This window comes from Bradyrhizobium sp. dw_411 (assembly GCF_018449695.1).
GTDB lineage: Bacteria > Pseudomonadota > Alphaproteobacteria > Rhizobiales > Xanthobacteraceae > Bradyrhizobium.
Genome location: NZ_JAAVUY010000010.1, coordinates 21,377 through 35,500 on the forward strand (window position 1 = coordinate 21,377; position 14,124 = coordinate 35,500).

The window sequence follows — 14,124 nt, forward strand, 5'->3', positions numbered from 1 at the left end:
AGATTGATGGATGCCCGGGTCAAGCCCGGGCATGACGAGCTTCATTCCCTACTTGATATGCAGCGCAGCCTTCGTCGCGTCGATCGTATTGTTGAAGGCGGCCTTGGTTTGGCCCGCGATGGTGTTGGCCTCGTAGGTCGGGCCGGCGGTAAAGCCCGTCTTGGGTTTGACCCCGACTGCGGTCTGGACCTTGTTGAGAGCGCTCGCGAAGCTTGCGGACGTCGCGCTTGCCGCCTTGTTCAGGTCGGAGACCTGCTTTCCGACCGCAGAAGCGGTGGACGATACGATCGAGGATAGTGATATGTCGCTCATGCAAGGCTCCCGGCTTTGCGGAAACCATCGATCCAGTATGGTTAATGACTGGTTAACGGCGATCGATGTGGCCCACTATGGGCTCAGAAAAAATTCAGGTTCTCCGCGCGGCCACCGCGGGCGACAACAGCGAATTCGATCGCGGTGAACAGCCCACCGGCCACATAGATTTTCCGGTCGAGCGAAGCCGCCAGCGTTTGGCTGAGGCTGACGGCTTCGGCGATGGTCGGGGCGACGTGGATGGCGGCTTTCGGATTGATCTTGCGCATCGCGGCGGCAAGGGTTTCAGCGTCCGCGCCCTTGTGACGCGCGCTGGTGCAGATGATCGTATCGAAGGACGGCGCCAGCGCGCCTGCGATCTCCTCCAGCTTCTTGTCGAAGGAAATGCCGGTCACGAGGATCCATTCCTGCGCGCCGTAAATCGCTGCGAGGCCGGCGAGCGATTGCCGGATGCCGTCGGGCGTGTGGCCGACGTCGACAATCGTGAGCGGTTTCTGCTTGATGATCTCAAGGCGGCCGGGCCAGTTGATCTCGCGCAGGCCGGTTCGTACGGCCGCATCAATCGCGCTGCGCGTTTCCGAGAGGTGCACGCGTTCCAGCCACAGCAGAAACAGGGTGACCGCGATCGCGGCGTTGTTGAATTGGAACGTGCCCAGCAAGCCGACATCGAGCGCTCTGAAATCATAGCCGCCCAGTCTGAAATCGAACTGCTGCGCCGAGGGCGAGATGGTTTCTCCGCCGACGCTGATCTGATCTCGCACGAAGAGCGAGGTAACGTCGCGATGACGGTTATATTCGGTCAGATGTGCTTTCAGGCCCAGGCAATTCTCGCCATAGACGATCGTGCCCCCGGCAGCGCAGGCGTCGCTCTTGTCGGAGGCGATCAATTCCAGCGAGTGACCGAGCAGGTCGACATGTTCGTAATCGACGGAAACCACGGTCGTTACGCGCGCGCCGACCAGACGCACCGGATCATAGCGGCCGCCGATACCGGCTTCGAACACCGCGAAAGCGCATTCGCTTTCCTGGAAATACAGGCAGGCCAGCGCGAACATCGCCTCAAAGGCCCCGAAAGTCTCGCCGCGGCGCTGCGAAACCTCGGCAATCGCGGCCGCGATGCGCGAAACCAGCCGTGCGAGATCGTCATCGCCGATATCTGCGCCGTCGACCTGGAAGCGCTCGTTGAAGCGATAGAGATGCGGCGAGGTGAATAATCCCGTCCGCATGCCGTAGGCGCGGCCAATCGCGGCGCAGAAGGCGGCTGTAGAACCCTTTCCGTTGGAGCCCGTCACCACCACCGAGTTGCGCTGCAGTCTGCCCTGATCAACCCCGAGGACATCCAGCGACTCCGCCAGCCGCGCCAGGCAGATGCCGCCGCCATATTTCGGAAGATCGAACACTACAGCAAGCCCATCGCGGAAAATGTGTGGCGCCAGATTTTCAGGATCAGGTCGCCGCGCCCGGAATCTTCCAACAGCCGGATCGACGGGTTGGAATTGACTTCGATGATCCGTATTGCGTCCTGTCCGCCGGTGACATCCGCGAACAGATCGATGGCGGCGACCCGCAGGCCGAGCGTCCGCGCGGCCTGCTTTGCTGTTGTGATCGCCGCCTCGGTGCGCGGTGCTTCAATCCGCATCGTGCCGCCTGCGCTCAGATTCATCCGGCCGGGAATGTCCCATCGCTCGCCCCGGGCGAGCACGGTGTCGAGCGAGGTGTCGCGTTTCGCAGAAGCCGGCGAAAGGCCACGGGCCTGCAGGGCGGCGTTATGCGCGACCAGGAGATCGCGGATCGAGCGCACGCCATCGCCCTCGATAGACGGTGGATATTTGCGCGCGGCATACACCACTTCGTCGTCCAGCAGGAAAATCCGGTATTCGTTTCCGGAGCTGATCGGTTGGATCAATATCGAGTCGTAATACCGTGCCACGTCCTGCAGATATCGGTCGAGTGCTGCCTCGCCATGAATGGCTTGCGCAAAGTCGCCGCGCGATCCCTGCAACGGTTTGACGAACGCCGCCGCGCCCAATTTATGGAAATATTCCGATGCGTCCTGGCGCTCATGGCCCGCGGGTCGGTGGGCGCGATGCCGGTCGTGCAGGAAGAAATATTCGCCGCCCAGCGTTGCGATGCCCTTATCTTCAAGGATTTTGTTGGTGAAATATTTGTCCGATGCCAGCGTCGCCGACGTGGAATTGTTTTGCGGATACCACGCGCATCGCCCGGCGCCGAAATGAATGGTTTTGATTGGCGAGGCGACGCTGAAGACAAGCCCGCTGCCGCCGTCGAGGTCCCGAAATGTCAGGCCGAATTCCGCACAGGCAAAGGCCGCATAGACCGATTGATCCGGATAAGAGCCCGGTCTTCCCGATCGAAATTCACGTAAGCTTCGCATGCATTATCCGGTGGGCAGGGTGGTCGAACGAATTGCTCTTATCCCTAACGATATTTCGGCAGGGTTCGGCAATTAATTGCCGGATCGACGTCGATTTCAGCAAGTTAATTGCGTGAGTGGCGGACTCGCGATGAAACGGCGCCAAACCATTTCGCCGCTTTAATCGACCAACATTTGAACCCTTCAATTCTGCGTCAGGTGCGGTTGACTATCTCCTGTTTTGGCGTAGGTCACGGTTGAAATCCTTGCAAAATCCCAGCGAAATCCGCGGGTATTGCGGGGATTTTTGCTTGTTTCCGGCCCTCGCAACTCAATCCTTCTACATTATCGCAAGCGGAAAAACCAAAACTCATGAGCGCCTTCCATCGAGAGAAAGTTCTTTCTGTCCGGCACTGGACCGATACGCTTTTCAGCTTCACCGCCACCCGCAATTCCGGGTTTCGATTCCTCAACGGACAGTTCGCGATGATCGGCCTTGAGGTCGATGGGCGTCCGCTATTGCGCGCCTACAGCATGGCGAGCGCCAATCACGAGGAAGCGCTGGAATTTTTCTCGATCAAGGTCGCGGACGGCCCGCTGACCTCAAAACTTCAGCAGATCAAGGAAGGCGATACCATCCTGGTCGGCCGCAAGGCGACGGGGACATTGATTGCCGACAATCTGTTTCCGGGCAAGCGCCTGCTGTTGCTGTCGACCGGTACAGGCCTCGCGCCGTTCGCGAGCCTGATCAAGGACCCCGACGTGTATGAGCGGTTTGAAACCATCGTGCTGGTTCATGGCTGCCGGCAGGTGTCGGAACTGGCTTACGGCGAAGAGCTGGTGTCGCGCTTGCGCGACGACGAATTGTTCGGACCGCTGCTCAGCGAAAAGCTTTTGTATTATCCGACCGTGACCCGCGAGCCGTTCCGTAACCGCGGCCGCATCACCGACCTCATCACGTCGGAACAATTGTTCAACGATCTCCATCTGTCTCCGCTGGATATCGAGACCGACCGTATCATGATGTGCGGCAGCCCCGGCATGCTGGAAGAATTGCGCCAGATGCTCGAGACCCGCGGCTTTCTCGAAGGCAACCACAGCGAGCCCGGTCACTTCGTGATCGAGAAGGCGTTCGTCGAGCGGTGACGTCCTGTCGTCCCGGCGCAGGCCGGGACCCATACGCCGCGGCTTCTCGTTGAGGCGAGCTAGCAGTCACTGTCCTCCATCACCAACATTGGTGGTTATGGGTCCCGGCCTTCGCCGGGACGACGGATGAGAGAGATCACTCCGTCTGATTGAGGCCCACTCAATCCACGATAAAAGGCTTCACGCCGGTCCTGGTCGATGACCGGTGGGCGGCGTCGCCGAAGTCAGACACCTGGTAGCTCATGCCATCGTCAACAACCAATGTTGATGGTGCCGTCCGCGCATCGCCTGCTATAAGGCCTGCGAACGCTGCGCGGCTTTTGTGACGCGGCGAGCCCGGGAGCGCTGAACGTTTTGTCCGTATCCAATCATGCCGGGCCTACGGCCTTTGTGTTCGCAGGCGGCGGCAGTTTCGGCGCCATCCAGGTGGGCATGATGCACTCGCTGGCCGCCCATGGCGTTTCAGCCGACATGGTGGTCGGCTCCAGCGTCGGTGCGCTTAATGGCGCCTATTATGCCGGCGATCCGACTTTAAAAGGCGTTCTGCAGTTAGAGACTATCTGGCGCGGATTACAGCGCCACGATGTTTTCCCGGTCACCTGGCGCACCATGCTGGGATTTCTCTGGCGCCGCGATTTCCTGATCCCGCATGACGGGATTCAAAAGCTGCTCGACGATCATCTGCCCTATCGGAATTTGCAGGATGCCAAACTGCCGGTTCATATCGTCACTACCGATATTGTAAGCGGCGACAGCGTCGTCTTGTCGGAAGGGGCGGCGGCGCAGGCGATCATCGCCTCCACCGCGATCCCCGGCGCTTTCGCGCCGGTGCCCTACAAGGATTTCTACCTCGCGGACGGCGCGATCTCTTCCAACACGCCGATCAAGGTCGCGGTGGAGAAGGGCGCGCGGCGCCTGATCATCCTGCCGACCGGCTATGCCTGCTCGGCCCACACGCCGCCGGTCGGCGCCGTGGCCAATGCGTTGCATGCGCTGACGCTGCTGATCGCGCGGCAATTGGTCAGTGAGCTGGAAGACCTCGCGCCCGACATCGAATATTTCGTGGTGCCGCCGCTGTGTCCGCTGGTGGGATCGCCCTATGACTTCTCGCGGACCTCGGAGCATATCGAGCGGGCCATCCAGAGCACCGATGCGTGGCTGGCGCAAAACGGCCTGGAGAAGAGCGGGATTCCCGAGGAGATGCGCCCGCACAGTCATTGAGCGGGCACGCGAAGTCCTCACCATGAGGGACCAGACTGGGCTACGCTGCACTGCAAAAGAGCCGATGGCGCGAGGCGGACTATCTCCATAGCGACAGATTGCTTCCCTGCCGGATGATCCGCTAGCCTTGCGGCCGCCGCTGTCATATCCCTGACTTGTTACGCTCGATATCGTGTAAAGGATTGTTCTGAAACTGGATTAGGCTGCGGCCGATAACAATAAGACTGGCGCAATCTGTCTGAGGGGTCCCATGGAAACGCTGATGATTCCGTTCTCGCCACGCTTCATCGTTCTGACGATTTGCGGCGTCGTCACGGCGTCGCTGATCGGCATCGGGATCGTCGATCACAAGGTGCTCGATCTGGTCGTGATCCCGATCCTGATTTTCGGCGCCCTTACGCTGCTCGGCTTTCGCGATCTCACGCAAAAGAGCCACGCGGTTTTGCGCAACTACCCGATCTCGGCGCATCTGCGCTTTTTGCTGGAAGAAATCCGTCCGGAGATGCGGCAGTATTTCTTCGAGAGCGAGAAGGACGGCATGCCGTTTTCCCGTGACACCCGCGCCGTGATCTATCAGCGCGCCAAGATGGTGTTGGACAAGCGGCCGTTCGGTACCCAGGAGGATGTCTATCGCGAGGGCTACGAATGGATGCATCATTCGGTGGCGCCGAAGGTTCACGCCGACGAGAAATTCCGGGTCACCATTGGCGGGCCTGACTGTGCCAAGCCCTATTCGGCCTCGGTGTTCAATATCTCGGCGATGAGTTTTGGCGCGCTCAGTCCCAACGCCGTGCGGGCGCTGAACGCGGGCGCGAAAAAGGGCGGCTTCGCGCATGACACCGGCGAAGGCGGTGTCAGCCCCTATCATCGCGAGAATGGCGGCGATCTGATCTGGGAAATCGGCTCGGGATATTTCGGCTGCCGCAACCTTGACGGCTCTTTCAATCCGGAAGAATTCGCACGCGTTGCCGCCGACGACCAGATCAAGATGGTCGAACTCAAGGTCAGCCAGGGCGCCAAGCCCGGGCATGGCGGGGTGCTTCCGGCGGCAAAAGTCTCCGAAGAGATCTCGAAGATCCGCGGTGTTGCGATGGACGAAGACTGCATTTCGCCGGCCTCGCACCGGGCATTTTCGACGCCGCTGGAAATGATGGCCTTCATCGGCGAGATGCGCCGCCTGTCCGGTGGCAAGCCCGCCGGTTTCAAGCTGTGCATCGGGCATCCCTGGGAATTCCTCGCGATCTGCAAGGCGATGCTGCAGACCGGAATCTATCCCGACTTCATCGTGGTTGACGGCAATGAAGGCGGCACCGGCGCCGCTCCGCTGGAATTCATGGACCATCTGGGCATGCCGATGCGCGAGGGCGTCAATTTCGTCCACAACGCGCTGGTCGGCATCAATGCGCGAGGTCGCATCCGCATCGGCGCCGCCGGCAAGATCGCAACGGCTTTCGACATGGCGCGTGCGATGGCGATCGGCGCCGACTGGTGCAATTCGGCGCGCGGGTTCATGTTTTCGCTGGGCTGCATCCAGTCGTTGAGCTGCCATACCGATCGATGCCCGACCGGCGTGACCACGCAGGACCCCTCGCGCAACCGGGCGCTGGTGGTGCCGCACAAGATCGAGCGGGTCTACAATTATCACCACGCCACGCTGCATGCGCTGGCCGAACTGATCGCGGCCGCCGGGCTCGACCATCCGCAGGACCTGCGGCCGATTCACTTCTCGCAGCGTTCGTCGACAACGGAGGTGCGAACTTTCGCGCAGCTCTATCCTTCGCTTCGTCCAGGCGAGTTGATCGACGGCACCAGCGACCCGCGTTTTCGCGACGCCTGGGCCATGGCGCGCGCGGATTCGTTTTCGCTGGCGGGGTGAGGGGCGGGCGCACACTCTATCAACACGTCGTCCCGGCGAACGCCGGGACCCATAGCCACCGTCGGTAATTGTTTTAAAAGGTCTCAGACGTCGTGTACAAACGCGGGGCCGCGGCGTATGGGTCCCGGCTCAAGGCCGGGACGACGGGGCAAGGTTCGTCGGATCAGTGCGGATTTTCGAGACTAAACAACTCCGACTGCTCGTCATAGGCGAACAGCTCCGCGTAGCGCCCCCATGAGACGATGGTCTTGAGCGTTTCGTCCGCATAATCCTCGGACATGTAGTCTTCAAGTTCGTTGCGGAAACGCGCGGCGGGCGCGGTGTGCGAGGGCCGCTCGTCCAGCACCCGGCGGATCAGGCCCATCACCGGAACGTAGTTGATCAGATGTTCGGCGAACAGTTTCTTGCGGGCGTCGGTTTCCAGATGGGCGAAGCGCTTGCCGGCATCGGTCAGCATCAAATCGCCTTCGCTCAATTGCGCGAACCGCAGCAATTGCAAGGCTTCGCCGAGATGAAAGATTTCGTCGGCTTCGAGCTGCAAATGGCCCGCGAGGATCGGCAAATCCGCGTGTCCATTGTACGGCGCCCCCGCCAGCGTCTCGATCAGGCCCGACAATACGTTGGACGAGACGTGGTTGAGAACCATGCCGACGCCGGTGCCGTGGATGCCTTCGATCGCCGGCGATTTCGGCTCTGCGCGCTGGGTCATGCGGGCGTAGATGCTGTCGACGAGCTGACGGAAGGTCGGATCGAGACGGTTGCGCGGATGCGGCAGATCGACCTTGATCTCGGCGGCGACGCGGCCGGGGTTGGATGAAAACACCAGGATACGGTCGCACATCAGCACCGCTTCCTCGATATTATGCGTCACCATCAGCACCGATTTGATCGGCAGCCGGCCTTCGATCCACAGATCGATCAGGTCGGTGCGCAGTGTTTCTGCAGTGAGTACATCGAGCGCGGAAAACGGCTCGTCCATCAACAGCAGGTCGGGATGCACGACGAGGGCGCGCGCAAATCCGACGCGCTGGCGCATCCCGCCCGACAATTCCTTGGGGTAGGCCGACTCGAACCCGTCGAGACCGATCAGGTCGATTGCCGCCAGCGCCCGGGTGCGGCGCTCGGTGCTTTCGACGCCCAGCGCCTCCAGCCCCAATTCGACATTCTGCAGCACCGTCAGCCAGGGAAACAGCGCAAAGGATTGAAACACCATGGAGACGCCGTTCGGCGGCCCCACGATGGTTTCGCCGCGGCATTTGGCGTCGCCCGAGGATGGCGAAATAAGACCGGCGATAATGCGCAACAGCGTCGATTTGCCCGATCCGGACCGGCCGAGCAGGCCGACGATCTCGCCGGCGCGCAGCGTCAGATCGACCTTTTCGAGCACCAGCAGATCCTCGCCGCTGCCTTTCGGAAACGACCGGCAAACGCCGCGGATATCGAGCAGGCTGTTCTGGACGGTTTGATCGAGCATGAATTTCTCCTGGTCAGCCGAGACGAAGACGGCGCTCGCCGAAGGCATAGAGCGGCCGCCACAGCAGCCGATTGAAGAGCGTCACCAGAATGCACATGATGGCGATACCGAGAACGACGCGCGGGAAATCGCCGGCCTCGGTCGCAGTAGCTATATAGGCGCCGATGCCCGTCGCCGTCAGATGGGCGTCGCCCCAGCTCGCCACTTCCGCAACGATGGACGCATTCCATGATCCGCCTGACGCGGTGATGGCACCCGTGATGTAATACGGGAAAATGCCGGGCAGAATGACTTTGACCCACCACCGCCATCCCCGCAGATGAAAGCTGCCGGCGGCTTCGCGCAAATCGGTCGGAAATGCGCTGGCGCCTGCGATGACGTTGAACAGGATGTACCACTGGGTGCCCAGGATCATCAGCGGGCTAAGCCAGATATTGGCGTTGAGCCCGTAGCGCACGATGATCACGACGAACACGGGAAACGCGAGATTCGCCGGAAATGCGGCCAGGAACTGCGCCAGCGGCTGGATCCGCTCGGCGAGTTTGGGCCGAAGCCCGATCCAGACTCCGACCGGCACCCAGATCAGCGTCGCAAAGAAAATCAGGACGATGACCCGCAGCAGCGTGATCAAGCCATATCCGATGGCGCTGAGGAAATCCAACGGTCCGAGCGTTGCCGATAGATACTGGTAGATTCGCCAGGCGGCATAGGAGGTGCTGACGACGATCAGCACCAGCCACAGCGCATCGATCACGCGCGATGGCGGACCATTCTTCGCGGGCCGCTTCAGGATGGCCGGGACGGCCAGGTGCCAGTTTGAAATCATCTTGTTCATCGCAGCGAACGGATAGGACAACGCGCGCAGCGCGCGGGTGCGCCGGAACAGATCGAGCATCCAGGAAGTCGGCGCGTTTCCCGACGCGGTCTGCTCGAAGCGGAATTTGTCGGCCCAGGCCACCACCGGGCGGAACAGCAATTGGTCATAAGCGATGATGACCAGCAGCATCGCCAGGATCGCGTAGCCGATCGCAGGCAGGTTCTGCTTTTGAATTCCCAAGGCGACATAGGAGCCGATCCCCGGCAGCGTGACGGTGGTGTTGCCGACCGTGATCGCCTCCGAGGCCACCACAAAGAACCAGCCGCCCGACATCGACATCATCGTATTCCAGATCAGGCCCGGCATCGCGAAGGGCACGTCAAGCCGCCAGAAATGCTGCCATCCCGACAGGTGAAAGCTTTGCGAGGCTTCTTCGAGATCCTTCGGCACATTGCGCATCGACTGGTACATGCTGAAAGTCATGTTCCAGGCCTGGCTGGTAAAGATCGCGAATACACAGGCGAGTTCGGCGCCGAACACGCTGCCCGGAAACAGGTTCATGAAGAACACGACCGTAAAGGTCAGAAAGCCCAGGATCGGAACCGATTGCAGGATATCGAGCAGCGGGATCAGCACCATCTCGGCACGGCGGCTTTTTGCGGCGAGTGCCGCATAGACGAAGGTGAAGATGATCGAGCAGACGATCGCCAGCAACATCCGCAGCGTCGTGCGCAACGCATAGGCGGGAAGATTGGACGGATCGAGCGATACCGGGGTGACATCAAGGGTCGACAGGGGCGCCGTGGTCTGCTCGCCGCCATAGACGATCAGGACCATCGCGCCGATCACCAGGATCAAGGCCACGACGTCCCAGATATTGGGCCGCATCGCCTGTCCCAGGGTCGGTATCCGAAGGTCCTGAAGCGCCATGGATCAGCCTTGTCTCGAGATCGCGGTCGTGCCGGTCCGGGACAATCGGAACGGTTGCGAAATCGCGTTATAGGGGCCGTTTATGATGGGTTGATAGTCGGTGGTTAAGCAGCTTGATCGCGAAGCGCGATCAACTCGTCAAGGATTTTGCGCGATCGCGGATCGTTCAGCCGCTGGCCGGCCGGGCGTGCTGAACTTCCACGGTGACATGCGACAGGTCGGCAAACCCGGCTAATCGCTGCCGATAATGCGCGGCCTCGTAGGGCTTTGTCGTGGCGACCGAGACGATGGCGCCGAGATGTCCCGGCCCCAGCCGCCACAGATGCAGATCGATGACCTGGTCGCCCTCGGTTTCAATGGTCTTGCGCATCTTCTCGGCCATCTGCGGATCGGGCGTGCGATCGAGCAGGATACCGCCGGTGTCGCGGATCAAGGTGTATGACCAATTGGCGATCACGATCGCACCGATGATGCCGGCCAACGGGTCCATCCAGAGCCAGCCGAAGCCGCGCGCCAGCAACAGGCCGGCGATGACCAGGATCGAAACGCCGGCATCGGCTGCCACATGGATGATTGCGGCGCGCATATTGTTGTCGCGGTGATGCGCATGATTGTGGCCGTGATCATGCGCGTGATCGTGGCTGTGCGGATGATCATGACCGTGACCATGATGCTGCCCGCCGGACAACAGCCACGCGCTCGCGATGTTGACCGCGAGGCCAAGGACCGCGATCGGGATCGCTTCGTTGAAGCTGATGGGCACAGGATTGATCAGGCGCGTAATAGCTTCGTAGCCGATCAAGAGCGCGATCATCGCCAGGATGATGGCGCTGCTATAGGCCGCGAGATCGCCGAACTTGCCGGTGCCAAAAGTGAAGTTGCGGTCATTGGCATATTTGCGGGCATAGGTATAAGCCAACGCCGCCAGCAGCAGCGCGCCGGCATGGGTCGACATGTGCAGTCCGTCGGCCACCAGCGCCAGCGAGCCGAACAGCACACCGCCGATGATTTCGGCGGTCATCATCACGCTGCACAGCACGATCACCGCCCAGGTCCGGCGTTCGGCTCTTTCATGGTCATGGCCGAGAAAGACATGGTCGTGTTGGGGAAGCGGATAGGCCGGGTCTGCTTCGCTCATGATTTTTCTCACTTGAGGTAAGTGTGGACCACTTCGATGAGCTGGTCGGCAGCCTCGGCGTTCAGCGCGCCCGGATTCTTTTCGGGGTCGACCAGATGGGTGCGGATGTGGTCTTCGACCACCTCGGCCATCAGGCCCGCGACGCCGCCGCGAATGCCGGCGATCATGTGCATGATGCGCTCGCAGTCGGCTTCTTCGACCAGAGCGCGCTCGATCGCCTCGACCTGGCCGCGGATGCGGCTGACCCGCGCCAGCAGCTTCTTCTTTTCCCGGATGGTGTGTGTCATGTTTTTATATAGGGTACCCCCCTATACTATGTCAATCGGCCGCGTCCGAACCGTGAGCGCGATAAGATCATTTTCAGGAATCAAAAAGATGACCCGCCCGGGGGGACAACCGGGCGGGTCGAGTGCGGCACGGGGGTGGATGAGGCGCCCCGTGCCGGACGCGGAATCCACGATCAGGGATCGGAGAGCCGAAGCTCGGGCTCTAATTGCAGCTACGGACGCGGCCCAAATAATTGTGGTTGATGTCGTACTGGCGCACCCAGCCGCAGTGGCGGTAGCCGTCATCGTAATAGCCGTTGTTGTAGTAGGCGTTGTTGGCGGCGATCGCGCTGCCGACCACCGCCGCGCCGAGCAGGCCGGCGCCAATGCCCCAGCCGAAGCCCCGGGCCTCTGCCTGGGTGGTGGTGGAGGCGACAGCGCCGGTGACGGCGAGTGCGACAAGCGCGGCGGCGGCAATTTTCGATTTCGTCGACATGAAAAACTCCATCCGGTTTGAAGCGGTCCGTAGTGGTCCGCATGCAAGTTGGACGGAGCGCTTTCGAATCCGGTTCGAACCGGCTCGATTAATTCCGGGTAACGTTAGTTTGATTGGGGCTGAGCGTCAGATCTTCGGAACGTTCGACAAGGCTTTCAGATCGAACCTGTCGACATCGCCGAGCAACTCGCAAAAGGCACGCGCACCGCGATCGAGCAGGCGTTCGCCTTTTTCCGCGGTCGCCTGCGTCGCATCGCCGACGGCGCCGCTGGGATGAAGGTCCTGCGCCTGCCAGGCAAACGGCGCCGGCCGGTGTGGCGAAAGCCAGCGATAGTCCTTTTCCATCGCGATCCCCGTGGAGCGAAAATCCGCGATCGCGTCAACGCGCACGTGTTGCGCGTATCGCGCCAGCATGATCGAGGTTTCGGCCGCGCCGCCGTGAATACCGTGCTGCACTTCCGGCGCGCAAAAAAATCCCTCCGGCGCGCTGAGGCGGGACCAGCTCGTGGTCACGACGAGAAGCCCATGCTGCGCGCGCAAATCCTGCGCGACCAGACTCATGGCGGCGCTGTTACCACCATGACTGGTAATGATGACCAGTTTTTTGAGGCCGGCGCGCGCCACACTTTCACCAAGAGCCATCCAGGCCTTCAAAGCGATGTCGGTCGAAAGCGTCAGCGTGCCCGGATAGTCGATATGTTCGGTGGAAATTCCGACCGGTTGAATCGGCAGGAATGTCACGGGAAGGCTGCCGTCAAGCAGCCCGCGCACCCGTTCGATATAGGCCTGCGCAATCATGACGTCGGTGCCGAGCGGCAAATGCGGGCCGTGCTGTTCGGTCGCCGCGAGCGGCAAGACCGCGATCCATCGTGCCGCGGCGTCCCCGGCAAAATCAGGCCAGTGGATATCGGTCCAATCGCGGGGAGGGACGGTTGCGGTCATCGAACGAAAGGTTTCCTCAAAGCTATCCTTGGATAGAGGCCCGGGTAGTTGTATTGGACGCCATTAGCGCCCCATCATGGGCCAGAATGATCGACGGAGTCCAACATGAACCCGGCCCTTTTGCCGCGAGCGTTAACGGCCGGTCTGCTGGCCCTTATGATGTCCCTGGCACCGGGGCATGCCCAGACCGCGCTGGACAAGGTCTCGTTCGGCACCAACTGGGTTGCCGAGGCCGAGCATGGTGGATTTTTCCAGGCTGCGGCCGATGGCACCTACAAGGCTTACGGGCTTGACGTCACCATCGTGCCGGGCGGCCCCAACGACAACAACCGCCTGCTGCTGATCGCGGGCAAGCTCGATTTCTTCATGGCCGCGAACACCCTGATGTCGCTCGATGCGGTCGCCAACAATGTGCCGGTGGTAACGATCGCGGCCATGTTCCAGAAAGATCCGCAGGTTCTGCTGACGCACCCGGAGTCGAAAGTCACCAAGCTCGAGGAACTCAAGCCGCTGACGCTGTTCGTGTCCAAGGAAGGTATTTCGAGCTATTTTCAATGGCTGAAGTCCGAATATGGATTCAGTGAAGAAAAGGTCCGGCCCTACACCTTCAACCCGCAGCCGTTCATCGCCAACAAGCAGAGCGCGATGCAGGGCTATGTGACCTCGGAGCCGTATGCGGTCGAAAAGAGCGCCGCGTTCAAGCCCGGCATCATCCTGCTCGCGGATTATGGTTTCAACACCTACTCCACTTTGATCGAGACCCGCGCCGAGATTATCGACAAGAAGGCGGACATGGTTCAGCGCTTCGTCGATGCCTCGATCGTCGGCTGGTACCATTATCTGTATGGCAACAGCGCGCCAGCCAATGAGATGATCAAGAAGCTCAATCCGGAAATGACCGACGAGTTGCTGGCCTTTTCGATCGCCAAGATGAAGGAATACGGCATCGTCGATTCCGGCGACTCCCTGCGCAACGGTATCGGCGCGATGACCGACGAGCGGATGGCCAGCTTCTTTGACAAGATGGTGCGGGCGCATGTCGTGCGATCGGATGTCGATTATCGCAAGGCCTATACGCTTCGTTTCATCAACAAGGGCGTCGGTCTGGACCTGCGGCCAAAGAACTAGGACG

13 protein-coding genes are annotated in these 14,124 nt (G+C 60.9%); 4 read left to right on the top strand and 9 right to left on the bottom strand.

Annotated features, from left to right (window positions below):
• Positions 1-48: 48 nt before the first annotated feature.
• From HB676_RS18160 to HB676_RS18170, 3 genes are all read right to left on the bottom strand, one after another.
• Positions 49-312, bottom strand: coding sequence for a hypothetical protein (locus tag HB676_RS18160; RefSeq protein ID WP_213739230.1), 264 nt, complete (start codon positions 310-312; stop codon positions 49-51).
• 83 nt (positions 313-395) lie between these two features.
• Positions 396-1,712: a cyanophycin synthetase gene (locus HB676_RS18165; RefSeq protein WP_213739231.1), complete on the bottom strand. Its 1,317-nt coding sequence runs from the start codon at positions 1,710-1,712 to the stop codon at positions 396-398.
• A complete protein-coding gene (locus HB676_RS18170) occupies positions 1,712-2,707 on the bottom strand; it encodes a hypothetical protein (protein WP_213739232.1) in 996 nt (331 codons plus the stop codon). Before HB676_RS18170 ends, HB676_RS18165 begins: the two co-directional genes overlap by 1 nt.
• A 351-nt stretch (positions 2,708-3,058) precedes the next feature.
• Between HB676_RS18170 and HB676_RS18175 the strand changes: the two genes are divergently transcribed.
• The 3 genes from HB676_RS18175 (at position 3,059) to HB676_RS18185 (ending at position 6,929) form a co-directional block, all read left to right on the top strand.
• The gene (locus HB676_RS18175; RefSeq protein WP_213739233.1) at positions 3,059-3,832 is read left to right on the top strand and encodes a ferredoxin--NADP reductase; all 774 of its coding nucleotides are present in this window, start codon (positions 3,059-3,061) and stop codon (positions 3,830-3,832) included.
• A gap of 354 nt (positions 3,833-4,186) precedes the next feature.
• Positions 4,187-5,053, top strand: coding sequence for a patatin-like phospholipase family protein (locus tag HB676_RS18180; RefSeq protein WP_213739234.1), 867 nt, complete (start codon positions 4,187-4,189; stop codon positions 5,051-5,053).
• Between the two features lie 250 nt (positions 5,054-5,303).
• Complete coding sequence (locus HB676_RS18185) at positions 5,304-6,929, top strand: FMN-binding glutamate synthase family protein (protein ID WP_213739235.1); 1,626 nt, start codon at positions 5,304-5,306, stop codon at positions 6,927-6,929.
• Positions 6,930-7,092: 163 nt separating this feature from the next.
• Here the strand turns inward: HB676_RS18185 and HB676_RS18190 are convergent, their stop codons facing one another.
• The 6 genes from HB676_RS18190 to HB676_RS18215 form a co-directional block, all read right to left on the bottom strand.
• Complete coding sequence (locus tag HB676_RS18190) at positions 7,093-8,403, bottom strand: nitrate/sulfonate/bicarbonate ABC transporter ATP-binding protein (protein WP_213739237.1); 1,311 nt, start codon at positions 8,401-8,403, stop codon at positions 7,093-7,095.
• Positions 8,404-8,416: 13 nt separating this feature from the next.
• Positions 8,417-10,150, bottom strand: a complete 1,734-nt coding sequence (locus HB676_RS18195) for an ABC transporter permease subunit (protein ID WP_213739239.1) — start codon at positions 10,148-10,150, stop codon at positions 8,417-8,419.
• Between the two features lie 166 nt (positions 10,151-10,316).
• The gene (dmeF, locus tag HB676_RS18200; protein WP_213739241.1) at positions 10,317-11,288 is read right to left on the bottom strand and encodes a CDF family Co(II)/Ni(II) efflux transporter DmeF; all 972 of its coding nucleotides are present in this window, start codon (positions 11,286-11,288) and stop codon (positions 10,317-10,319) included.
• A gap of 8 nt (positions 11,289-11,296) precedes the next feature.
• On the bottom strand, positions 11,297-11,575 hold the full coding sequence (locus tag HB676_RS18205; RefSeq protein ID WP_213739242.1) for a metal/formaldehyde-sensitive transcriptional repressor: 279 nt from the start codon (positions 11,573-11,575) through the stop codon (positions 11,297-11,299).
• Positions 11,576-11,777: 202 nt separating this feature from the next.
• Complete coding sequence (locus tag HB676_RS18210; protein ID WP_213739243.1) at positions 11,778-12,050, bottom strand: hypothetical protein; 273 nt, start codon at positions 12,048-12,050, stop codon at positions 11,778-11,780.
• Between the two features lie 126 nt (positions 12,051-12,176).
• On the bottom strand, positions 12,177-12,992 hold the full coding sequence (locus HB676_RS18215; protein WP_213739244.1) for a creatininase family protein: 816 nt from the start codon (positions 12,990-12,992) through the stop codon (positions 12,177-12,179).
• 105 nt (positions 12,993-13,097) lie between these two features.
• Between HB676_RS18215 and HB676_RS18220 the strand changes: the two genes are divergently transcribed.
• Entirely contained in the window at positions 13,098-14,120 is a 1,023-nt protein-coding gene (locus HB676_RS18220; protein ID WP_213739245.1) for an ABC transporter substrate-binding protein, read from the top strand.
• Positions 14,121-14,124 lie beyond the last annotated feature (4 nt).